This window comes from uncultured Bradyrhizobium sp., assembly GCF_947648125.1.
In the GTDB taxonomy this organism is placed as follows: domain Bacteria; phylum Pseudomonadota; class Alphaproteobacteria; order Rhizobiales; family Xanthobacteraceae; genus Bradyrhizobium.
In genome coordinates this window covers 17,799-38,531 of sequence record NZ_CANSMR010000030.1, presented here as the reverse complement: position 1 = coordinate 38,531, position 20,733 = coordinate 17,799, and the positions used below count along the sequence as shown (strand labels likewise).

At 65.3% G+C, this 20,733-nt stretch carries 23 protein-coding genes; 7 read left to right on the top strand and 16 right to left on the bottom strand.

Going from position 1 to position 20,733, the window contains the following annotated elements; translation table 11 throughout:
- Window positions 1-50 precede the first annotated feature (50 nt).
- From fliR to flgB, 5 genes are all read right to left on the bottom strand, one after another.
- Window positions 51-821, bottom strand: a complete 771-nt coding sequence (gene fliR, locus Q0030_RS33645) for a flagellar biosynthetic protein FliR (protein WP_298377230.1) — start codon at window positions 819-821, stop codon at window positions 51-53.
- Between the two features lie 18 nt (window positions 822-839).
- Window positions 840-1,103, bottom strand: a complete 264-nt coding sequence (gene fliQ / locus Q0030_RS33640) for a flagellar biosynthesis protein FliQ (protein WP_050401183.1) — start codon at window positions 1,101-1,103, stop codon at window positions 840-842.
- A 61-nt stretch (window positions 1,104-1,164) separates the two neighbouring features.
- The gene (gene fliE, locus Q0030_RS33635; RefSeq protein ID WP_024580946.1) at window positions 1,165-1,476 is read right to left on the bottom strand and encodes a flagellar hook-basal body complex protein FliE; all 312 of its coding nucleotides are present in this window, start codon (window positions 1,474-1,476) and stop codon (window positions 1,165-1,167) included.
- Between the two features lie 26 nt (window positions 1,477-1,502).
- Window positions 1,503-1,928: a flagellar basal body rod protein FlgC gene (gene flgC / locus Q0030_RS33630; protein WP_223970258.1), complete on the bottom strand. Its 426-nt coding sequence runs from the start codon at window positions 1,926-1,928 to the stop codon at window positions 1,503-1,505.
- A 27-nt stretch (window positions 1,929-1,955) separates the two neighbouring features.
- A complete protein-coding gene (gene flgB, locus Q0030_RS33625) occupies window positions 1,956-2,366 on the bottom strand; it encodes a flagellar basal body rod protein FlgB (RefSeq protein WP_298377225.1) in 411 nt (136 codons plus the stop codon).
- A gap of 370 nt (window positions 2,367-2,736) precedes the next feature.
- Between flgB and Q0030_RS33620 the strand changes: the two genes are divergently transcribed.
- The 4 genes from Q0030_RS33620 to Q0030_RS33605 all read left to right on the top strand — a co-directional run bounded on the left by Q0030_RS33620 (window position 2,737) and on the right by Q0030_RS33605 (window position 6,602).
- Window positions 2,737-3,672 (top strand): flagellar biosynthetic protein FliO, encoded by a 936-nt coding sequence (locus Q0030_RS33620; RefSeq protein WP_298377223.1) that lies wholly within the window; start codon window positions 2,737-2,739, stop codon window positions 3,670-3,672.
- Entirely contained in the window at window positions 3,669-4,421 is a 753-nt protein-coding gene (gene fliP, locus Q0030_RS33615) for a flagellar type III secretion system pore protein FliP (RefSeq protein WP_050403467.1), read from the top strand. The genes Q0030_RS33620 and fliP overlap by 4 nt, the downstream gene beginning before the upstream one ends.
- A gap of 88 nt (window positions 4,422-4,509) precedes the next feature.
- The gene (locus Q0030_RS33610; RefSeq protein WP_298377217.1) at window positions 4,510-5,397 is read left to right on the top strand and encodes a hypothetical protein; all 888 of its coding nucleotides are present in this window, start codon (window positions 4,510-4,512) and stop codon (window positions 5,395-5,397) included.
- Between the two features lie 53 nt (window positions 5,398-5,450).
- Window positions 5,451-6,602, top strand: a complete 1,152-nt coding sequence (locus Q0030_RS33605) for an aminotransferase class V-fold PLP-dependent enzyme (RefSeq protein ID WP_298377215.1) — start codon at window positions 5,451-5,453, stop codon at window positions 6,600-6,602.
- Here Q0030_RS33605 and Q0030_RS33600 read toward each other — a convergent pair.
- The 6 genes from Q0030_RS33600 to Q0030_RS33575 form a co-directional block, all read right to left on the bottom strand.
- Complete coding sequence (locus tag Q0030_RS33600; protein ID WP_298377214.1) at window positions 6,599-7,834, bottom strand: YbfB/YjiJ family MFS transporter; 1,236 nt, start codon at window positions 7,832-7,834, stop codon at window positions 6,599-6,601. The two genes, Q0030_RS33605 and Q0030_RS33600, sit on opposite strands and share 4 nt — an antisense overlap.
- Before the next feature lie 214 nt (window positions 7,835-8,048).
- Window positions 8,049-8,288, bottom strand: coding sequence for a 4-oxalocrotonate tautomerase family protein (locus tag Q0030_RS33595; RefSeq protein WP_298377212.1), 240 nt, complete (start codon window positions 8,286-8,288; stop codon window positions 8,049-8,051).
- 22 nt (window positions 8,289-8,310) lie between these two features.
- Window positions 8,311-9,021: an SDR family oxidoreductase gene (locus Q0030_RS33590; RefSeq protein WP_298377210.1), complete on the bottom strand. Its 711-nt coding sequence runs from the start codon at window positions 9,019-9,021 to the stop codon at window positions 8,311-8,313.
- Window positions 9,022-9,109: 88 nt separating this feature from the next.
- Window positions 9,110-10,069, bottom strand: coding sequence for a LysR family transcriptional regulator (locus tag Q0030_RS33585; RefSeq protein WP_298377207.1), 960 nt, complete (start codon window positions 10,067-10,069; stop codon window positions 9,110-9,112).
- A gap of 48 nt (window positions 10,070-10,117) precedes the next feature.
- Window positions 10,118-10,681 (bottom strand): histidine phosphatase family protein, encoded by a 564-nt coding sequence (locus Q0030_RS33580; RefSeq protein ID WP_298377204.1) that lies wholly within the window; start codon window positions 10,679-10,681, stop codon window positions 10,118-10,120.
- Between the two features lie 190 nt (window positions 10,682-10,871).
- Complete coding sequence (locus Q0030_RS33575) at window positions 10,872-11,111, bottom strand: hypothetical protein (protein WP_298377201.1); 240 nt, start codon at window positions 11,109-11,111, stop codon at window positions 10,872-10,874.
- Window positions 11,112-11,381: 270 nt separating this feature from the next.
- Here Q0030_RS33575 and Q0030_RS33570 point away from each other — a divergent pair, with 270 nt between their 5' ends.
- Window positions 11,382-12,218 (top strand): glyoxalase superfamily protein, encoded by an 837-nt coding sequence (locus Q0030_RS33570; RefSeq protein ID WP_298377198.1) that lies wholly within the window; start codon window positions 11,382-11,384, stop codon window positions 12,216-12,218.
- Window positions 12,219-12,332: 114 nt separating this feature from the next.
- On the opposite strand, the gene Q0030_RS33565 is transcribed toward Q0030_RS33570, so the two are convergent.
- Window positions 12,333-16,151 carry a tetratricopeptide repeat protein gene (locus Q0030_RS33565; RefSeq protein ID WP_298377195.1) on the bottom strand — a complete coding sequence of 1,273 codons (3,819 nt, stop codon included), beginning with the start codon at window positions 16,149-16,151 and terminating at the stop codon, window positions 12,333-12,335.
- A 213-nt stretch (window positions 16,152-16,364) separates the two neighbouring features.
- Here Q0030_RS33565 and Q0030_RS33560 point away from each other — a divergent pair, with 213 nt between their 5' ends.
- The gene (locus Q0030_RS33560; RefSeq protein WP_298377193.1) at window positions 16,365-16,568 is read left to right on the top strand and encodes a hypothetical protein; all 204 of its coding nucleotides are present in this window, start codon (window positions 16,365-16,367) and stop codon (window positions 16,566-16,568) included.
- Between the two features lie 22 nt (window positions 16,569-16,590).
- Here the strand turns inward: Q0030_RS33560 and Q0030_RS33555 are convergent, their stop codons facing one another.
- From Q0030_RS33555 to fliL, 4 genes are read right to left on the bottom strand one after another with little or no spacing between them, the layout of a single operon-like run.
- On the bottom strand, window positions 16,591-17,403 hold the full coding sequence (locus Q0030_RS33555; RefSeq protein WP_298377190.1) for a flagellar protein FlbB: 813 nt from the start codon (window positions 17,401-17,403) through the stop codon (window positions 16,591-16,593).
- The gene (locus Q0030_RS33550) at window positions 17,400-17,870 is read right to left on the bottom strand and encodes a DUF6468 domain-containing protein (RefSeq protein ID WP_298377187.1); all 471 of its coding nucleotides are present in this window, start codon (window positions 17,868-17,870) and stop codon (window positions 17,400-17,402) included. Before Q0030_RS33550 ends, Q0030_RS33555 begins: the two co-directional genes overlap by 4 nt.
- Window positions 17,867-19,069 (bottom strand): flagellar motor switch protein FliM, encoded by a 1,203-nt coding sequence (gene fliM, locus Q0030_RS33545; protein WP_092115408.1) that lies wholly within the window; start codon window positions 19,067-19,069, stop codon window positions 17,867-17,869. The genes Q0030_RS33550 and fliM overlap by 4 nt, the downstream gene beginning before the upstream one ends.
- 18 nt (window positions 19,070-19,087) lie before the next feature.
- Window positions 19,088-19,576: a flagellar basal body-associated protein FliL gene (fliL, locus tag Q0030_RS33540; protein WP_050403480.1), complete on the bottom strand. Its 489-nt coding sequence runs from the start codon at window positions 19,574-19,576 to the stop codon at window positions 19,088-19,090.
- A gap of 382 nt (window positions 19,577-19,958) precedes the next feature.
- On the opposite strand from fliL, the gene flgF reads away from it, so the two are divergent.
- A complete protein-coding gene (gene flgF / locus Q0030_RS33535; RefSeq protein WP_298377179.1) occupies window positions 19,959-20,723 on the top strand; it encodes a flagellar basal-body rod protein FlgF in 765 nt (254 codons plus the stop codon).
- Window positions 20,724-20,733: the final 10 nt, after the last annotated feature.

The following is a 20,733-nucleotide window of genomic DNA, read 5'->3' as shown; positions in this document are numbered from 1 at the left end:
GCGTTTTCTTCACGCGAACCGGTTCCCACTTCGCTCGAAAACGCTCTACATCAGTTCATTGGAGCGAGCTGGCGCATGACGCCGTTGAAGTAGTCGAAATAGGTATTCATCATCGCGGCGAGCACGACCGCGAAGATCAGGAAGCCGACCATGATCGAGAGCGGCACGCCGACGAAGTAGACCTGCATCTGCGGCATCAGCCGCGCCAGCACGCCGAGCCCGATGTTGAAGACGAGGCCGAACACCAGGAACGGCGCCGACAGCTGCAGGCCGATCTTGAAGGCCGCGGAGAACGCGGACGTCGCAAGCGCGGCGACGTCGCCGGTCGGCATGATCTCGCCCGGCGAGAAGATGCGGTAGCTCTCGCTCAGCGCCGCGATGACGAGATAGTGGCTGTCGGTGGCGAACAGCAGCGTCAGGCCGAGGATGGTGAGGAAGTTGCCGATGATCTGGCCCTGCTGTCCCTGGGTCGGGTCGACGGCGGTGACGAAGCCGAGCCCGAGCTGCTGCGCGATCACCGAGCCCGCGACGTTGAGCGCCGACAGCGTCACCCGCGCGGTGGCGCCGAGCACGATGCCGATGATCAGCTCATGCACCATCAGGACGCCGAGCGAGGAGATCGACGACAGGTCGACATGATAGGCGTTGCGATGCAGGGGAAGGATGATCAGCGTCAGCAGCAGCGCGATCGACAGCTTGACCCGTGCCGGGATGTTGCTCTCGCCGAAACCGGGCAGCAGCATCACCATCGCGCCCACGCGCGCGAACACCAGCACGAAGATTGCGGCCAGCGCCGGAAGCAGGGAGACATCGATGCGCATGACCGCGGCATTAGTGCATCAACCGCCGATGATTCGCGACGAAATCCGCATCATGTGGCTACTGAGCGCGTCCGCCATGAAGGGCAGCGCCAGCAGCAATGTCACAAAGATCGCGAGAATCTTCGGCACGAAGACCAGCGTCTGTTCCTGGATCTGGGTCAACGCCTGGAACAACGACACCACGACGCCGACCACGAGGCCGACCACCATCAAAGGCGACGACACCAGCACGATGGTCCAGATCGCATCGCGCGCTACGTCGAGAGTTTCAGGGCCGGTCATTGTTGTTCTCGCTTTTACAATCTTGCTTCGCATCGCCCTCGGGATAACGTCCTGACGGACGTCAGATCGGCATCTTCATGATGTCTTCATAGGCCTGGATCACGCGGTCGCGCACCGAGACCAGCGTCGACACCGCGACGTCCGTGTCGGCGACCGCCGTCACCACATCCATCACATTCGCCTTGCCGGAGGCCATCGCCATGGTCTGCGCGTCGGACTTCTTGCCCGCTTCCAGCACGCTGCCGACGGAGTCTTTCAGCAGCGCGCTGAAGGACGGGCCGGCGACGGCCTGCCCGGCCTTCTCGACGCCGCCGCGCTCCATCATTTTCGCGAGGCTGGCATAGGCGTTGGCGGCGACTGTCGGTGTAGCCATGATTTACGTTCCCTGTTCTTGTTGCGTCAGGACTTGAGGATATCGAGCGTGCGCTGGATCATCCGCCGCGTCGCGCTGATGATGTTGAGGTTCGCCTCATAGGAGCGCTGGGCGTCGCGCATGTCGGTCATTTCGACCATCGGATTGACGTTCGGATATTTGACGTTGCCGGAGGCGTCCGCCGCCGGATTGCCCGGCTCCTGCTTGATGCGGAATGACGACTGGTCGGGGCGGATCCGGCCGAGCGTCACGACCTGGGCGTCGAGCGAACGATCCAGCGCGGAGGAGAAGGTCGGCACCTTGCGGCGGTAGGGATCGCCGCCCGCAGTCTGCGCCGTCGAATCGGCGTTAGCGATATTTTCCGAGATCACCCGCATCCGCCCTGCCTGCGCGCGCAGGCCCGAGGTCGCGATGCTCATCGAGCGGGCAAAATCGCTTGTTCCATCTGCCATGGGATCCTCCCGCCGCCGTTAAGCGGCCTAGCCCTTGCCGATCGCGGTTTTCAGCAGACGCAGGCTTTTGCTGTAGAGCGAGGTGGCGGCCGCGAAGTCCATCTGGTTGGCGGACACTTTCAGCATCTGCTCCTCGAGATTGACCGCGTTGCCGGCCGGGCGGGTCTGGAACCCGCTCTTGCCACGATCATTGTCGAATGTGTCCGGCGCGCCGGACGCCGCCATGTGGGTGGCGCTGGTCTGCATCATCGGCAGCGTCCCCATGCCGCCGCCGACCGTGGTGCCGGCCCGGTCGAACTTCGGCTCGACCAGGTCGCGCGGCCGGAAGTTCGGCGTGTCGGAATTGGAAATGTTCTCGGCGAGCACCCGCTGGCGCTCCTGGTGCCACTGCATCTTGCTGCGCAACGCCGACAGGATCGGCAGATCGTTCATGGACATCGCCGCGGCTCCGTTAACCTCTTGGACGCCCCTTGGGCCTTCCGAGGTAGGCAGAATTTGCCCGGTATATGGTTAACGGGTGGTTAAAATGTCGGACGGAGCCGTGGAGAACGCCTCAACTGCGGCCGGCGAGCGCATTTTCGCCACGAATGCTGCGTTAACCAGCACAAACCAAGACAGCGTGGGGCGCTGAGAAGTCGTTTTGGGACAAGCGATTCTTGGTTTATTAATAGAACAGTCGGCTGCAAGCCGCTGGGAATTAAGAAATAAGGCGAATCTCGGGCGCGATTCGCTGCGCAAACCGCACCTATCAATCCGCGCTCGTTGATGGCGGAAGCTGAGGAAGGCCACGATGGCCGGGGACTCCAATATGCAGGTCATTACATTCGTCTTGGCATTCGTCGTCGTGCTGGCGCTGATCGGCGTCACCGCATGGCTCGTCCGCCGCTTCGCCGGAAACCGCCTCGGCGCCAACGCCAACCGCGGACGCATGCCGCGACTGGCCGTGATCGACGCGGCTGCCGTCGATGGCCGCCGCCGGCTGGTGCTGGTCCGCCGCGACAACATCGAGCATCTCCTGATGATCGGTGGCCCGACCGACATCGTCGTCGAGCCGAATATCGTCCGCGCGATGCCGGGGCGCGATCAGATGTCGACCCGCCCTGCCGTTGCAGCCGATGCCGCGCCGCCGCGCGTGGCGCCGCTGCCGGATGCCGCCTGGAACGAGAGCGAAGCCGCACGGTCCGACAGTTTCGACCTTCCCGAGCCCGAGCTGCCGCCGCGTCAGGCACGCCCCTCCTTCGCCGACGAGCTGCGCCGGCCCCCGCCGCCGATCGCCGAGCGTCGCAACGATCCGCTGGCGGGCTTCACGGCCGAGCGCAGCGAACCGCGGCCCGATCCGATGCCGCCACGCCTGCCGCCGCGCTCCGAACCCGTTATCCCGCGGCCGCCACGCGCTGCCGAGCCGCCGAAGGCGCCGCCGCGTACGCCCGAGCGCGCCGTCACGCCGCCACCACCGCCTCCCCCCGCTCCACCACCGGTCGCAACCCAGGCGCCTCCGCCGGTGCCGCCGGCATCGAACGCAGATGCCAATTTGGCCGAAATGGCGCAGCGGCTCGAGGCGGCCCTGCGCCGCCCGACCGGCGCAGGCGAGACCGTCGCGCCGCCGGTTGCGCCCGAGGCGCCGCCGGTTCGCGCGCCGCGTAGCGAGCCGCCTGCCCCGCCCGCCGGCGGACAGAAGAGCGGCTTCGAGAATCTCGAGGACGAGATGGCATCGCTGCTCGGCCGCCCGAAGAATCCTTCGTGAGATCAGGGTCGGTCCCGCGTAGAGTTTTTTTCATCGCTGTCCTGATCGCCGCCGGATCCTTCGCCGATCCGGCGATGGCGCAGGATATCAGCATCAATCTCGGTGGCGGCAATGGCGGCGTGACCGAGCGCGCGATCCAGCTGATCGCGCTGCTGACGGTGTTGTCGATCGCGCCGTCGATCCTCGTCATGATGACCTCGTTCACGCGCATCGTGGTCGTGCTCTCGTTGCTGCGCACCGCGCTCGGCACCGCGACCGCGCCGCCGAACTCGGTGATGATCGCGCTTGCGATGTTCCTCACCGCCTTCGTGATGGGACCGGTACTGCAGAAATCCTATGACGACGGCATCAAGCCGCTGGTCGCCAACCAGATCGGCGTCGAGGAAGCGCTGCAGCGCGCTTCGGTCCCCCTCCGCGGCTTCATGCAGAAAAACGTCCGCGAGAAGGACCTCAAGCTGTTCATGGACCTTTCCGGCGAGCCGCCGCCGGCGACGCCCGAAGAGATGTCGCTGCGCATCCTGGTGCCGGCCTTCATGATCTCCGAGCTGAAGCGCGCCTTCGAAATCGGATTTCTCCTATTCCTGCCGTTCCTGATCATCGACCTCGTGGTCGCCTCGGTGTTGATGTCGATGGGCATGATGATGCTGCCGCCGGTGGTGGTCTCACTGCCGTTCAAGCTGATCTTCTTCGTGCTGGTCGACGGCTGGGCGCTGGTCGCCGGCAGCCTGGTGCAGAGTTACGGGGGGTAGCAGCCCCGCGAAACATTCATGGCCTCGTCGCTGGATCGGCCGTGCCGTTGCACTATCATGCGCGGCACCGCATCCAGGGAGCCGCGCCGTGCAGCAGCCATTCGACCGCACCGCAGAAGATCTCGGCAACGCCATCCATCTCGAGCATGTCAACGTGCAGGTGCCCGACCAGCGCCTCGCCACGCTGTTCTACGTCGCCGGCATCGGCTTGACACGCGATCCCTACCTGATGGTCTCCGACAGCAACATGTGGGTGAACGCCGGCCGCAGCCAGTTTCATCTGCCGAGCGGCAGGCCGCAGGTGCTGCGTGGCCACACGGCGATCGTGATCGCCGGACGGCAGGCTCTGCTGCAGCGGCTTGCCGCGGTCGCGCCCAAGCTCGAGGGCACGGCGTTCAGCTATCGCGAGCACAACGATCACGTCGAGGCCATTTGCCCGTGGGGCAACCGGCTGCGCTGCTTTGAACCGGACGCCGGGCGGTTCGGCCGCATCGCGCTCGGCATGCCCTATGTCGAGTTCGAGGTGCCGCGCGGCACCGCTGAAGCGATCAGCCGGTTCTATCCCGAAATCATGGGCATCCCCGCCAGTGTCGTGAACGGCGACGGTATCGTCGCGCGCGCAAAAGTCGGCAAGGACCAGTATCTGCAATTCCGCGAGACCGACCAGGCGCACGGCGAGTTCGACGGCCATCACGTCCAGATCTACATCACGGACTTCTCGGGCCCCTACAAGCGGCTGCGCGAGCGCAACCTGGTCTCCCGCGAGGACAATCAATACCAGTACCGCTTTTGCGACATCGTCGATCCCGCCAATGGCCGGCACTTGTTCACCGTCGAGCACGAGGTGCGCAGCGCCACCCATCCGATGTATCTGCGGCCGCTGGTCAACCGCAACCCGGCACAGACCAACCGCACCTTCGCCAACGGCTACGATCAGGCGCCGTGGGCGATGGGGCCGGACCAGTATGACGGATGAGCGTGCGCTCGTCCGCATCGCGACATCATCAGCAATCCCAGCCAAGAGACGACATGCTTCCCTCCCAGCGCCATCTGTTCGAGATCCCACGCGAAGTCTGCTATCTGAACTCGGCGTCCTACAGCCCGCTACCCTTGAAGACGCTCGACGCCGGACGCGCCGCGGTCGGACGCAAGGGCCAGCCCTGGACGATCGACGCTGGTTTCGCCGGCCGCCAGCATGAACGCGCCCGCACCGCGGCGGCACGCCTGATCAACGCCGCGCCGGATGACGTCGCACTGATCCCGGCGATCAGCTACGGCATAGCTACGGTAGCGAAGGCCCTGACCATTCCGCGCGGCACGCGCGTCATCGTGCTGGAGAACGATCACTCCTCGCCGGTGTTGGAATGGCACGCCCGCGCCGAGGCGCAGGGTTTTGTCGTGGACACCGTGCGCCAGCCCGCCGACGGCGACTGGACGTCGGCGGTGCTTGCAACAATCGAGCGGCCGAGTGCGCCGCCGGTCGGCCTCGCCTCGATCTCGTCGGTGCATTGGTCGGACGGCGGCATGATCGACGTCGACAAGGTGCAAGCCGCACTGCGGCAGCATGGCGCGATGTTCGTGATCGACGCGACCCAGAGCGCCGGTGTCGTGGCGATGGATGTGACAAAACTCGATCCTGATGCCGTGATCTTTCCGACCTACAAATGGCTGATCGGTCCCTACGGCCGCGCCTTCCTCTACGTCGCAAAGCGTCACCAGAACGGGGTGCCGCTGGAGCAGACCTCCGCCGGCCGCCGCGACGTCAATTCCGAGAAGCCGGTCTATTTCGGTGACCTCGCCTATGTCGACAATGCCCGGCGCTTTGACATGGGCGAGCGCGATCATTTCATCACGCTGGAGATGGCCTCGATCGGAATGGAGATGATGGCGGAATGGGGCGCCGCTGCCGTCAGCGCGCGGCTCGCGATGCTCACCGAGCGGATCGCCGACGGCGTGCGCGATCTCGGGCTCAGTCAGCTGGCGCGCAGCCTGCGCGCACCGCACATCCTGAGCCTCGGCATGGCGGGCGGCATTCCGAAGGAGCTGATCGCGCGGCTTGCCGCCGAGAACATCCATGTCGCGCTGCGGCTCGGCCGGATGCGGATCTCGCCGCATGTCTTCAACGACGAGGCCGATGTGGATCGCCTCGTCGCCGTCCTGACGAAAGCGCTGCGCGGCTAACTCCGCTTGCGCCCCAGCGCGACGACGCTGACCAGTTCGATCGCCAGCGCGACAGCCACGCCGGCCGCACCGATCACGAACAGCAGCGCATAGTCGCCGCCGCTCTGCGCGAACAACCAGGACAGCCCGTAGGCGCCCGCCGCCTGGAACAGTGCGAAGGTCGTGGTCGCCTGCGCCCAGGCCGAGCGCTGGCTCGCGGCGGAATGCGGGATCAGCTCGTGGATGCGACCGATCACCAGCGGCACGATGCCGGGCGTGAAGCCGCCGACGATGAGGCTCGACACGATCAGCGCGGCAGGTGAATTCGTCACGGCGGGCAGCGCGACCGCAACCGCCTCGATCAGGAACGCCGCGCGTAGCGCCGCAGCGAAGCCGGCGCGATCGGCGAGATGTCCAGATAGCAGCGGGCCAACCACGGCGCCGATGCCGTACAGCACCCAGTAATACGATCCCGCCGCGATCCCCTGCCCGAGGCCGCGGGCGACGAAATCAACCAGGAACACCATGTGCGGCACCAGCGCCAGCGCATTGAGGCCGTATTCCACGCACAGCGCGATCACCAGCGGCGAGCGCACACTGTGCGACGCGACCTGCGGCTCGGCAGCACCATGCGCGGGAGGCACGTCCGCCGGCCACGCCTTCCAGCTGATCAATGTCAGCACCGCCGACAGCACGCCAAGGCCGTACCAGGCCTGCTTGACGCCCTGCTGCAGCAACAACGGCACCAGCGTGCCCGACGCAGCGACACCCAGTCCGACACCGGCGAAGATCACGCCGCCGATCAGGCCGCGCTTGCTTGGCGCGGTGTGCGGCAGGATCGCGGTCGCCGCCAGCACCATAATCACGCCGCCACTGATGCCGGCGAGAAAGCGGAAGCCGAAGAACCAGATGAAGGAGATCGGCACCGCGCAGGCAAAGCAGGTGATGGCGGCCAGCACCATCATGCCGCGCAGCGCCCACACCGAGCCGACGCGTGCGCCGAGATCGCGGGCGATCAGCGCGCCGGCGAGATAGCCGGCAAGGTTGGCGGCACCGAGATAGACCGCTTCCGCCGGCGTGAACCATTTGGCCGCGATCAGCGCCGGGATCAGCGGCGTGTAGGCAAAGCGCGCCAGCCCGAGCCCGACCAGCGAGGCGCACAGTCCCGCGGCTGCGGACAGCCACAACGGCCCGCCTGCATCGCGATGCGGCTCAGCGTGGGGACGCCCGTGATGTTCGATATTGGCTGACATGGACATCGCAGTAGGCCCTCTGTCCGTTCATTAAAAATGATTAGTTGCGATCGCAGCAATCGCTCGCAGCGATCGCGCCGTCTCTTCACCCCTCCCCCTGTGGGAGAGGCATAGGCCGCCTGCGGCGGCCGTGCGTAGCGACGCCGAAGCAAAGCTTCGGCTATGTCGCATCGCCAGATGCGATCCGGGTGAGGGGTGAACTCTCTCCCGGGACTCAGCGGCTTCGTTCCGCCGCGAGCTTCTTGCGATAGTCCAGCGCGGGCAGCCCGCCCCAGCCCCAATTGTCGGTGTCGACTTCCTCGACGATGACGAAGGTCGATTCCATGGGCTTGCCGAGCACGTCGCGCAGCAGCTCGCTGGCGCCCTTGATCAGCGCGGCCTTCTGCTCCGGCGTGGTGGACGACGCACCCGGCGTCGTCCCCTCACGCGTGACCTGAATGGTGACAACAGGCATCACAGGCTCCCGATCGTGCTCGTCAGTGACCGGCGCTCTGGCCACCGTCGACGTGCAGGATCTCGCCGGTGACGAAGCCCGCGCCCTCCAGGAACAGCACGGCGTCGACGATGTCCTTCATCTCGCCCATGCGACCGACCGGATGCAGCTTGGCGAGGAAGTCGTGGGTCTCGGGTGTGTGCATCGGCGTCTTGATCACGCCGGGCGCGACTGCGTTCACGCGGATGCCCTTGGCCGCGTACTCGATCGCAAGCGACTTGGTCGCCGCATTCAGGCCGCCCTTGGTCAGGGACGCCAGCACCGAGGGGACGTTGCTGTTGGCGTGGTCGACCAGGCTCGTCGTGATCTGAACGATATGCCCCGATCCTTGCTTCACCATCTCCTTCGCCACGCGGCGGGTGATGTAGAAGAAGCCGTTGAGGTTGGTCGCGAGCACCGCCGCGTAGTCCTGATCGGTATGATCGGTGAACGGCTTGGCGACGAAGATGCCGGCATTGTTGACCAGCGTGTCGACCCGGCCGAAGCGGGCGAGCGCCTGCTTGACGATGCGATCGGCGACCTCGGGATCGCCGATATCGCCCGGGACCGCCAGCACATCGGCATCGGTCGACGGCTTGATGCTGCGGGAATTGGCGACGACGCGATAGTTGCGATCGCGATAGCCCTTGACGAGCGCCTCGCCGATCCCCTGCGACGCACCGGTGATGATGGCAACCTTCTGCTCTGCACCCATGATTTCTCTCCATCTGTTGCTGAGGCTGCGACAGCGCCGCCTCGATGGAGAACAAGCTAGATACATCCGCATTTCGTGCGAATGCCCGCTATTCGGCAGACACTCTTCCGCGGCGCGAACGACTGGCCCGGCTGGCCTCGCGCGACAGCCGCTCGAAATAGCGTTTCAGCCGCGGCGTCGCGAAATCGACGAAGGCACGCACCTTGGGCACGTCGATGCGCCCCTGCGGCGCCAGCAGATGCACCGGCAACGGCGGAGGCTCATCGCTCGCGAGCAGGATCTGCAGCCGTCCATCACGGATTTCCTCGGCGATATGATACGAGAACAGCCGGGTCACTCCGTGCCCTTCGCTGGCCGAGGCGACCGCCGCCCGCACCGTGTTGACGACCAGCCGCGGCGCAAACTGGACCGCACGCGCGACCTTCGATTTCGCGGCCGGCGGGAAGCTCCAGGAGTCGAGCCCGAAATGCGTCATCGCGATGATCTGGTGCTTTGCGAGATCAGCCGGCTCGCCGATCACGGGATGCTGCGCGAGATAGCCCGGCGACGCCGCGACCACACGGCGCACCTCACCGAGCTTGATCGCGATGAAGTTGGAATCGGCGAGATTGGCGATGCGCAGCGCAACGTCGATGCCCTCGTCGATCAGATTGACGGTGCGATCGAGCATCGCGAGCCGCACTGACACCGCCGGATGTTCCGTCAGGAAGGCATCGAGCAGCGGCCGCAGCACGTCCTCGCCGACGACGACGGGTGCGGTGATGGTCAGCGTGCCGCGCGGCGCCGACCGCTCGCCGCCGGCCGAGATGTCGGCCTCCTCGAGCTCGCTGAGGATGCGCCGGCACGCCGCTGCATAGCGCTGGCCGGCCTCGCTCAGCTTCAGCGACCGCGTGGTGCGGTGAAGCAGCTCGGCGCCGACATGATGCTCGAGGAACGCGATCGCCCGGCTGACCGCCGCCGGCGAGCGCCGCAGTTTCCGTCCCGCGCCGGCAAGGCTGCCCTCGTCGACCGCCGCGACGAAGACCTTCATGGCGTCGATGCGGTCCATTACGAGTCTTTCGCTGGAGGCAACCTGATCAACTCTGAGATCGACCTCTTACTTGCCGCCCATTTGAATGCTGCCGATGACATCGAAACTCGTCCCATTGGGCTGAAGAACAAAGAAATCCCCCATGGCGATCGATGGTTCAAGAACGATGTTTGAGATGTTGAGATCGTGGGTGATCATCACCAAGTTCGCGGAAGACCGGTACGCATGGATGTCTTGCAAGACCCGCTCCTCATTCGACGTTGCCTGACTCTCGGATAAGACGCCTGGCGGCATCAGATATTGGACAGGCATGGCGCGACCGAACGCAAGCTTGCCGGTGTCGATGCAACGGCAATACGGGCTGGTCCGGACCTCTCCGACGGCAATGCCGTGCGCACGGAACGCCTCGCCAATCCGCTTGGCCTGCTCAACGCCGCGCGAAGAAAGGTTTACTTCCTCGGCGCAGTTTCCGGGCGCGAGGTGCCCTATTCCTTCTCGCATATCGACGTGGGTATGGCGCAGCAGGACAACCATGCCGCCTCGCTTCAATGCCGCCCAGACCTGTTCGTCATCGCCAAAGGCTTGTCCGACCGAGATCGCCAGCGAACCCGCCAAAGCGAGGAGGAGCATTGCTTTCCGGCTGCGTAAGACTGCAAGCATGGGTCGGGAATGCTTAGGTTCAATAGAGCTCTAAGCGATAGCACGAATTCAGTTGAACAATCGAGGTCGGGAATGTCGCCTGTGGCCCATCGCGTTAACATTGGCATGTCTGTCCGCCTGCGTGCCGCCCCTGGGGCAAGCGGCCACGGGCATTCATGCGCTAGTCGGCCCTCACGTCATACTGCTTGCTGAGGTGATCGCCGATCTGCACCAGCATCGCGACGCATTCGGGGTAGCCGGGCCGCGCCACCGTGGCCTCGTTGGCGCTGGCGCGGAATTCCCAGCTGTCGCCGTCGCGCAGCACGGAGATGTCGATGCCATCGGGGCAGTCGGCATGGACTTTCAACTCGGCCCGCGCCATCGCGATGAGTTCGGCTTCGGTCTTGATCGGCTTGCTCATGTGACGACGTCCTCCCGGCTGGCGACATCAGCCATGGTTGCCGATTTGGCAGCGAAATGTCGAGAGGACGCACGCGATCACGGGCTGTTGCAATTGACAAATTGCAGGTCCCCGGCGAACATTGGGCCGGGTCGATACCACCCGCCGCTTGCACCCCGCCCGGGGATGGTAAACGTATCAAGCCAGGTTTCAGGCTTCCTTTGCCCGCACGAACGGGTCAGCAACGCAAGCCCCTGACGCTTTCCGTTCGTCGATGCAAAGGTTGATCCCATGCGCGACTTTCGTGATGCCAAGGCCATGGCGCAGACGCTGCGCGAAGCCCTCGCCGCCAAATCGATCCCTATCACCCACAGCGACAGCCTGGAGCTGATCGCCAGATTGTTCGGTCAGCGCGACTGGAACACGCTGGCGGCGCGGATACAGGCCGCCGGTGGACCTGACGACGTGCCACCTCTCGCCCCGCAATCGCCGCCGGACGCCGTGCGGCATGAGATCGCAGTCGCGACAGCGGTGCTCGATAATTATGCGGGATACTACCAGCTCAGCGATCAGGCCGTCCTCAGCGTGACGCGCGATGATCATCACCTGACGATCCAGCTCACCGGGCAGCGTGCCGTACCGTTTTTTGCGGAGAGCCAGACCGAGTTTTTCGCCAGGGAGGTCAACGCGCAGATCAGCTTTGTGATCGCCACTGACGGTCAAGCGACATCACTGATCCTGCATCAAAACGGCGACAAGCCGATGCCGCGCATCGACGCCGCGACCGCGAAGCAGATTGCGGATCGCACCGCGGAGCGCGTGAAGAGCCAGTCACCGGCTCCCGGAACCGAAGCCGCACTCCGCCGCCTGTTCGAGGGAGTCGCATCGGGACAACCCAACTATGCAGACATGGCCCCTGCGCTCGCCGCCGCGACCCGCGAGCAATTGCCGCACCTGCAGCCTTTCCTCGCCGACCTCGGCGCGATCGAATCCACCCGCTTCCTCGGCGTCGGCGCCCAGGGCGAGGACGTCTACAGCATGAGGCATGAGAACGGCGCGTCGCATTGGCGCATCGCACTCGACGCCAAAGGGATCATTTCGACCGCGTGGGTGTCTCCCGGCCCGTGAGGGCTGGCGCCGCTAGAGCGTTTTCAAGCGAAGTGGACACCGGTTCGCGTGAAGAAAACGCGTCAAGACAAGAATCTAGAGCTTCGGTTCTGATTCAATCAGAACCGAAATGCTCTACGGCGTCGCGCTGGCGCGGCGCTCGCCCTTGATGACCGGCAGCGTGCTGACCGGCCCGGCCTTTGGGGCGTCGGGCAGCGATCCGGTCGTGACCGGATCGGGCAGCGGCGCGCGGGCGGTGGCGTCGGGGAAGCGGGTCTTCATCTCGCGAATGAAGCCGTCGAGCGTGTCGACGCTCGCGGCCATCCGCGCGATCTGGGCAAACTCGGCGCTCGAGGTCGCGACCGGCTTGCTGGCCGCGTCGAACGCAAGCTTGTCGGCATCGCCGGACATCAGCGGCGCGTATTTCTCGCGGAACCGGGACAGCCCGATGGCATCCTCGGCGAGCGCGTAGCCGACCACGGCGCGGATGACGTCGGCCTTCTCGCTCGGGTTGAGCGGGGTGAAGTCGCGCCAGCGGTCGCCGTAGTAGAGCTCGATCTGCTCGGACGCCTCGCGCCAGTGCCGCGACGCCCAATAGATGTCCGAACGCAGCCGGATCGCCTCGCGCCCGGTGATGTTCGAGATGATGTCGAGCGCGAGGTCGTGCCGGCCGACGTCGCTCTGCGCGCGAGCCTCGAGCAGCAGCCGCTGCTGGCGCAGTTCGCCGGAGAGGTCCGCGATCCGGGTCGAGCGCAGAGCGCCGATGGCGCGGTCAGGCTTGCGGTTCATCAGATAGACCATCGCAAGCCGCGCGGCGACCTGGGCGCGCGCCGCGCCTTCGAGCCGCTTGTCGACCTGGTACTGCAGCAGGTCGGCAGCCTGGTCGAGCAGATCGACGCCGACGAGACGGTCGGCGAGACGACGGATCATCTCGTCGCCGCGGCGGCCGATCGGCGTCAGCTCGCGATAGTCGTAGAAGGTGCCGAGCGCATCAATCGGCGCCATCTCGTCGCCCTTCGGGCCGAGATAGAGCTGCACGAACAACGCCGAGGCGGCATCCTGCGCCTGGCGCGATTCCGGCGCGTTCGGCTGCAGCCGGGTCGCCGCACGGGTCACCGCGAAGGCATCGGCATAGCGCGCGGTCTCGGCATAGATCTTCGACAGCACGTACAGCGTCTTCAGCTCGATATTGTCGCCGCGCCACAGCATCGACAACAGCTCGAGCTCCTTCAGCACATCGTCGCGCCCGATCTCGCCGCGCTTCTGCCGCAGCAGCGTCTCCAGCAGTCTGCCTTCGGCGGCGGCCTGCCGGTCGGCCGAATTGGCGGCGAAGCGGTAGGCGTCGAGCGCATCCTTCTCCTGGCCGAGCGCTTCGGCGAGCCGGCCCCGCAGCACCGCAACCGCGGGCTTGAGTTCGTCGGGAATGCCGACCACGTCGAGATCGCTCTTGCGCCGCGCAGCGCCGGCATAGTCCTTGACCTCGAGCGAGGCCTTCATTGAATCCATGGTGACGATGCGCTGCAGATCGGGCGGCAGCGTCGCGACCGCGAATTCGGCGTTCTTGAACTTTTCGCGCGCCTCGGGCCATTTGCCCTCGCGCGCGAAGGCAAGCCCCTTCCACAATTGGGAATCGTAACCATTGCCGATCACGGGATTGGCGAGGTCCTTGAGGCCCTGCGCCGGGTGCCCGATCAGGATGCTGGCAACCGCGTGCACCATCACCACGGAGGCCGCCTCGCTGCCGCGCTTGCTCTCGGACAGCATCAAATTGGCGACGCCATGGGCTTCCTGGTACATGCCGCGCGCCATGTAGAAATCGGCGAGATCGAGCCGCGCCTGCGGCAGCTGCTCGGCATTGGCCGTCGAGGCCGCCGCAATCAGCCCGTCGAGCTGCTTGAGGAAATTCTCCGACTGGTTCTTGCGCCACTCGTCCGGATCGAACAGCGGCTTCACCGCCGCGGTCGCGCGCTCGGCGGCGACGTCGGCAGATGACAGCGTCAGGCCGCCGGGCCGGCCCAGCGTCACCTTGTCGGCGCCGACCTCCGCCTTGACGTCGTCGGCATTCGGATGGACCACGACGCCGTGAATCGATTCCAGCAGCGAGAGCTCGACAAAGTCCTGCCGCTTGATGATGCCGCGGGTCGGCGGCGGCGCGGTCACGACCCAGAGCGTATCGCCCGCATCGGGATCGATCAGTCTGTGGAGCTGGCCGGGATTGGCGAGCGGCACGCTGACATTGGCGAGCGAGGGCTCGCTGATGTTGCGCACCACGCTGAGCGGCAGCGGCGGCTTCTGCACCCGGTCGGCGAAGGTCAGCGTCCAGCTCACGCCGCGTGACCGGTCGTCGCTCTCGAGTGACGGCATCTGCGGCCGGTTGAGGCGGAAACGCACCGCCTGCCCCTTCTCTAGCGCGATCCGGCTGACGTCTGAGATCAGCGAGCCGGCCTTGGCGCGGATCGGATCGACGTCGATCGCCTCAGGCGTGTCGAACACCATCCATACCGTGTCGGCGCGACGGAACAGTGCCGCCGGCGTCGCGCCGGGGAATGAGAACATCACCCGCAACCCGTCGCTGTCGCGCTGGGCTTCGACCGCGGACCTGGCAGCAGACTTGGCGCCGGCGCGGGCCTCGGCAGGCGGCGATGCCGCCGCCGCTGGCTTCGGCGCCTCCATCACCGGCGCGGCCGCAGCAGGCGCAGGCTTAGGCGCGTCGCTCTGTTCCGCCGCAGCGCTGCCCTCACCCGACGCGGCCGGTGCAGCGGCTTTCTCGACCTCGGCCGGCGGCGCCGCGGCGATCTTCGGCAGCTCCGAACCGGGCAACTCGGATCTCGGCTGTTCCGATTTGCCGGGCGCGGGCGCCGGTTGTTCGGTCGTGGCCTGTTCGGGTTTGACCGGCTCGGACTTTACCGGCTCGGACTTTACCTGTTCGGACTTGGCCGGCTCCGCCTTGGGTTGCTCTGCCTTGGGTTGCTCGGACTTGATCTCGATCTTGGCCTGCTGCGCGATGCTCTCCGATGTCGCCGGCGCGATCGCAGCCGCACCCTTCGGTTTGCCATGTGGCGTCGGCAACAACGAGCTCAGCGAGGGCTTCGCCGCCTGCTGCTCGGCCTGCTGGAAGGCGACATCGACGATGTAGTTCTTCTCGTCGCGAAACGAATGCACGTCGACATCGCCAATCAGCGTCACGTCGACCGCCGAGGTATCCGTGTCGGCGCGCGAGCTGATCGACGCGACGTTCGGGGGAGCGGCAACCTTGGCATCGGCCAGGTCGAAGCTCAGGACCGAGTTGAAGGACAGCGTCAGCTTCTGCTCGTTCAGTACAGAGGAGACGCTGACCCCGTCGGGAACCTCGAACACGAAACGGACGAAGGTGGGCTGCACCAGTGCGCGAACGCGGATCGGCGGCTTCTTCTTGGCGGCATCGGCCGCGCGCTGGATGCGCAGCAGACGCTCGGCGGCACGGGCGCGCTCCGCCAGCTCGCGGATCACCTCCTGCGGCAGCGACGGCGGCGGGCCGGTCCAGCTGTCGGGTAGGAAGTCGACGAAGATGCGCTCGCCGGCGGTCATGGTGTTGATGGTGACGCGCCGCGCCAGCGACAGGCGGATCGCCGAACCGTCCGGATCGCGGCGCGCGGCGCCGACATAATCGGGCACCGCATCCGACAGTTTCTCGACGGGGATATCGACCGGACGCTTGAAGCGGATCACGATGATCGAGCCGGCGGTCGTGACCTCCGACTCGACATCCTCCTTCAGCTTTAGCACCAGCCGGGCATAGCCGTTCGCGGCCGAGAATGTCGCCTCGCCCGGCACCGGCGGCGGGTCTTGGGCCCGCACCGCGGTCGGATAGCTGACGGTCGCGAGAGCAAGGCCGGTGGCAAGCAGGCACAGACGGGCAGTCCGCGCCCAGGCGCGGCCTAGCGACCATGTTTCAGCGGCAGCCGTTCGCGCCATCTCGAAACGTCTTCTCGGGATCTCAGCCATACCAGCGCGAAGCGCTCTCGCCCACGCGTCCCGATCTTGGATCGGGCGGCGTTAAGGAGCTGTTAACGTCAATGGATTGTTTAAGGGGCTACGAAGGAACCAGCCCCTGCGCTACCGGCAGCGGGTGTTTCAGACCACAGTCGAACGTGTTTGTGGTATGGTTAAAGAATACTTGCCATCACGTTGGAACAGCTCGCGGAAATTGGACAGTTCAAGCTGCCGCTCAATCCGACGAGATTCGACATCCAGGATCATCTGAAAGCAGTTGAGTGGCAAACCGCTTATCTTGCAGCGGCGCTGAACGATCGATCTTTCGTCGCAACGGCCATCGCCGACGTTGCGAAGGCACGTCGCATGGCTCGCGGGCGCAAACCCGCCGAAGGTTAGCCTCTGAGGCTGACGCGCCCCGTCAATTCGTCTTCGGGGCGAGCATCTTGCCTTCGATCTTGGGAAGCTCGTCGGTCGAGGCCGACTTGTCGCCGCCGGCGCGGCGGGCGAGTTCGACCGTGAGCCGTTCAGCAGCCTCGGGCTGCATCAGGCCGAGGATGTCCGACATCTTGCGCGGCTGGATCTGCGAGGCGATCTGGTAGAGCACGGTCATCTCCAGACGATCGAACACTTTAGCGGCGTCCTTCGGCTTCATGTTCTCATACATGGTGACGATGCCCTTGAAGCGGGCGGCGTCGGTTTCCGCCTTTGCCGCCGCATCGGCATTCGCCTTGGCGTCATTGGCCTTGGCCTCCTCGACCTTGGCCTCGATGCGCTTCTCGGCGGCCTTCAACAGGCTCTCACGGATCTCGACCTCGCGGGCGCGCGTCTCGAGCTCCTGGCGGCGCGACTGCAACCGCTCCAGGATCGCGCGTTCGGAGGCCGACACCGGCGGCGGCGCATCCAGATTGACCACCACGCCGTCGGGCTTGGGCGCCTCCGCGGCCGGTGCGGCCGGTTTTGGTGCCTCGTCCTTCTTCGCGTCCTTGCCCTCGACCGATCCCGTGATGTCGCCGGGATCGGCCTTGATCTTGCTGTCGGCAACCGCCTTGGGCGCGCCGGGGAAGTTGAAATTCTGCTGCGCCCAAGATGGACCGGCCGGGCCGGCCGGCGGCGCGTCCTCGGCAAACACGTAACCGCCATCGAGCACGAGGCCCGCGACCTTCAGCACCATCAGGCCGAAGATCGCAACCAGCACCACGGGCATCACTCTGATGTCACGAAGCAACTTCATGCAGCGAGACCGCCGGCCCTCCTGCGCTCCGTGAAGGCTTCAGCCGCTGCGGCTACCGCGCGCGCGGCCGAAACCCTGGGCGCCTGCGCCACCGGCGCGGCGGGCGCAGCTGCTGCCGGCGCATGCGCAGGTTCAGCCGGCCGCGCGGCCAGCGCGATCTTGGACAGGCGGCGCACCACGCCATCGCCTTCCGCCAGCTGGTTCTTCAGCTGCGCCGACATCAGCGTCGCCGCATCGAGCTGGTTGCCGAGGTTCTCGTTGACGTCGCGCACCGCGTGCTTCAACCCGCCGATCGCCCGCTCGGCAATCTCGGTCGCGGTGATCAATTCGGCGATCGTCGCCTTCAGCGAATGCTCGTCCGCCTTCAGCCGCTGCAGGCGCTTGTTGAGCAGCCAGCAATAGCCGATCGTCAGCATCAGCAGCACGGTCACCAGACTCTCGATTGCTAGTCCAAGCACATGACTCATGGTGCCTCCATCATTTTGGTCCGCTCGTCCGCCTTCTCGAACATCGCGAAGGTGGTTTGGGGTTTACGCAAATTCTTGGTGACGCGGATCGCGACGCGGTCGCCGACGCGGCCCATGCGGCCCTCTGTCAGGGTGACGTTGCCGCAACGGACCGAGACCAGCGCGTCGGAGCGGATGTCCAGCGGCAGCGTGTCGCCGACCTTCAGCTTCATCAGCTCCTTCAGCGGGATATCGGCCTCGTACAGCACCGCATCGACCGCAATCTCGGCCTGCGCCACTTCGGTGGCGAAATGGCCTTCCCAGATCGGATCGCGGCCGAACTTTTCGCCCATGAACATCTGCAACAGCACGTTGCGGATCGGTTCGATGGTGGCGTAGGGCAGCAGCAATTCGACGTTGCCGCCGCGGTCTTCCATGTCGATGCGCAGGCGCACCAGGATCGCGGCATTGGCCGGGCGGCTGATCGCGGCGAAGCGCGGATTGGTCTCGAGCCGGTCGATCGTGAAGGTCACCGGCGACAGCGGCCGGAACGCCTGCTCGGCATCCGACAGCACCACCTCGACCAGCCGCTTCACGAGATTGGTCTCGATCGTGGTGTAGGGCCGGCCCTCGATCTTGAGCTGGGTCTGGCCGCGACGGCCGCCGAGCAGCACGTCGATCATCGAATAGATCAGGTTGGAGTCGACCATGGCGAGGCCGAAATTCTCCCACTCCTCCGCCTTGAACACCGAGAGCACCGCCGGCAGCGGTATCGAGTTCATGTAATCGCCGAAGCGCACCGAGGTGATGCGGTCGAGCGAGACTTCGACGTTGTCGGAGGTGAAATTGCGCAACGATGTCGTCATCAACCGCACGAGGCGATCGAACACGATTTCGAGCATCGGCAGACGCTCGTAGGACACCATCGCGGAATCGATGATGGCGCGGATGCCGGAATGATCGTCGAGGCTGACGTCGCCGACCGTGAAGCCGAGGAGATTGTCGATTTCCTCCTGCGACAGCACGCGCTCGCCATTGGTGTTCTTGCCGCCGAAGTCGCGGCTGCCGTCCTCGACCATGGCGGCCCATTGCAGCGCCATGTTCTCGGTGAGCTCGTTCTTGGCAGCTTCCGCCGCGGCCGCCGCGGGATCCTCGGAATCGAGCGAGGCTTCCCATTGGGCCGCAATGGCGTCCTGGTCCATCTGGTCGTTGCCGGCCATGGCTTTACATCCGCCCCGTCACTGGATCACGACTTCCTTGAACAGCACCGCGTTCACCTGGTTGGGCGCCAGCGCGAGGTTGACGCGCTTGGTCAGCTCTTCCTTGAGACGGAACAGGCCGGCCGAGCCGTTGAGATCGCTCGGGCGCAGCTCGCGCATATAGGTCTGGAACAGATCGGTGACGCGCGGCAGCGCCGGCTTGATCGCCTCGACCTGTTTCTCTTCCTTGATCTCGAGCACGAGCTTCAGCTTGAGATACTGCACCCGCTCGCCGGGCGCGCCGACCAGATTGACCAGCATGTCGGGCACGTCGACGAAGCTCGGCGGCTTCGGCGGCGGCGCTTCGGCGTGCTGCTCCTCGCCGTGACCGCGCATGAAGAAGAACCATCCGCCCGCACCCGCGCCGAGCACGACGAGGAAGCCGACGACGGCAATGATCAGCTTGAGCTTGCCCTTTTTCGGAGCGGCCGCGCCCTCGCCGCTATCCGTCTTTTCCTCGTCCGCCATCGTCCGCTCGCTTCAACTCGAAGGATGCGAACGCGATTTGCCCCAGCTTTGGCTTGAAGACGCGATACAAAGGCCGCCGGCGCACACGCGCCCCAATGCCGGCAACACTGGGGTCATAATGGTTAACGGAAGATTAGGATTTACCTTCCACTAGGAAAAAACTGCCGGGCAAACATGGTCAACAAGACCTTTCTGCCGCCCTGTGCGGCCCCCGGTCAGACACCTAAGCCATTTAAATATCTTATTATTTCAAGTTGGCACGGGTTTCGCTGAGAGGACGACGTGACTGGCGGGTTTGGGAGAACCCAACGGTTACCGACGGTCCGGCGCAAGGGTTTGGGAGAACCGCTGCATCGGATCACCTCACAGGGGAGAACCACCGATGCAGAACACGCTTCTGGTCGGACTATCGAAGCAGATGGTGCTGGAACGGCAGATGGATGTCGTTTCCAACAACATCGCGAACATGAACACCAACGGCTACAAGGCCGACCGGTCGCTGTTCCAGGAATATCTGTCCTCGAACGCGCATGAGGACAATTTCGCGTCCTCCGACCGCCGCGTCTCGTTCGTGCAGGACCGCGCGACCTTCCACGACTTCTCGCAGGGCCCGACCGAAGAGACCAAGAACCCGCTCGACGTCGCGATCGACGGCAACGCCTTCCTGGTGGTGCAGACGCCGGGCGGCGAGCGCTACACCCGCGACGGCAATTTGGCGATCAACAATCGCGGCCAGCTCGTCACCGCCTCGGGCTATCAGGTGCTCGGCACCGCCGGCCCGATCACGTTCCAGCAGACCGATCACGACGTCAACATCGCTCCCGACGGCAACGTCAGCGTGCTCGAGGGCACGTCCCGGCTCGACTCGATCCGCGGCAAGCTGCGCCTGGTCTCGTTCGCACAGGCCCAACGCCTGCTCAAGGAAGGCTCCAACCTCTATGTGCCGGGTGAAGGCGCGCAGCCGTTGCCGGACACCAAGGCGCAGATCCGCCAGGGCTTCATCGAAAAGTCGAACGTCAATTCCGTCGTCGAGATGAGCCGCATGATCGAGATCACGCGGACCTACACCCAAATCGCCTCGCTGCTGCAGCAGCAGAGCGACCTGCACAAATCGGCGATCGAGAAGCTCGCCGACGTGCCGAACTGATCCGGGGGAT

Bases quoted from the DNA above. Each gene is read 5' to 3' on its own strand.
- fliR (WP_298377230.1), bottom strand. From the start codon at position 821: ATGCGCATCGATGTCTCCCTGCTTCCGGCGCTGGCCGCAATCTTCGTG.
- fliQ (WP_050401183.1), bottom strand. From the start codon at position 1,103: ATGACCGGCCCTGAAACTCTCGACGTAGCGCGCGATGCGATCTGGACC.
- fliE (WP_024580946.1), bottom strand. From the start codon at position 1,476: ATGGCTACACCGACAGTCGCCGCCAACGCCTATGCCAGCCTCGCGAAA.
- flgC (WP_223970258.1), bottom strand. From the start codon at position 1,928: ATGGCAGATGGAACAAGCGATTTTGCCCGCTCGATGAGCATCGCGACC.
- flgB (WP_298377225.1), bottom strand. From the start codon at position 2,366: ATGTCCATGAACGATCTGCCGATCCTGTCGGCGTTGCGCAGCAAGATG.
- Q0030_RS33620 (WP_298377223.1), top strand. From the start codon at position 2,737: ATGCAGGTCATTACATTCGTCTTGGCATTCGTCGTCGTGCTGGCGCTG.
- Q0030_RS33605 (WP_298377215.1), top strand. From the start codon at position 5,451: ATGCTTCCCTCCCAGCGCCATCTGTTCGAGATCCCACGCGAAGTCTGC.
- Q0030_RS33600 (WP_298377214.1), bottom strand. From the start codon at position 7,834: ATGTCAGCCAATATCGAACATCACGGGCGTCCCCACGCTGAGCCGCAT.
- Q0030_RS33595 (WP_298377212.1), bottom strand. From the start codon at position 8,288: ATGCCTGTTGTCACCATTCAGGTCACGCGTGAGGGGACGACGCCGGGT.
- Q0030_RS33590 (WP_298377210.1), bottom strand. From the start codon at position 9,021: ATGGGTGCAGAGCAGAAGGTTGCCATCATCACCGGTGCGTCGCAGGGG.
- Q0030_RS33585 (WP_298377207.1), bottom strand. From the start codon at position 10,069: ATGGACCGCATCGACGCCATGAAGGTCTTCGTCGCGGCGGTCGACGAG.
- Q0030_RS33580 (WP_298377204.1), bottom strand. From the start codon at position 10,681: ATGCTCCTCCTCGCTTTGGCGGGTTCGCTGGCGATCTCGGTCGGACAA.
- Q0030_RS33575 (WP_298377201.1), bottom strand. From the start codon at position 11,111: ATGAGCAAGCCGATCAAGACCGAAGCCGAACTCATCGCGATGGCGCGG.
- Q0030_RS33570 (WP_298377198.1), top strand. From the start codon at position 11,382: ATGCGCGACTTTCGTGATGCCAAGGCCATGGCGCAGACGCTGCGCGAA.
- Q0030_RS33565 (WP_298377195.1), bottom strand. From the start codon at position 16,151: ATGGCGCGAACGGCTGCCGCTGAAACATGGTCGCTAGGCCGCGCCTGG.
- Q0030_RS33555 (WP_298377190.1), bottom strand. From the start codon at position 17,403: ATGAAGTTGCTTCGTGACATCAGAGTGATGCCCGTGGTGCTGGTTGCG.
- Q0030_RS33550 (WP_298377187.1), bottom strand. From the start codon at position 17,870: ATGAGTCATGTGCTTGGACTAGCAATCGAGAGTCTGGTGACCGTGCTG.
- fliM (WP_092115408.1), bottom strand. From the start codon at position 19,069: ATGGCCGGCAACGACCAGATGGACCAGGACGCCATTGCGGCCCAATGG.
- fliL (WP_050403480.1), bottom strand. From the start codon at position 19,576: ATGGCGGACGAGGAAAAGACGGATAGCGGCGAGGGCGCGGCCGCTCCG.
- flgF (WP_298377179.1), top strand. From the start codon at position 19,959: ATGCAGAACACGCTTCTGGTCGGACTATCGAAGCAGATGGTGCTGGAA.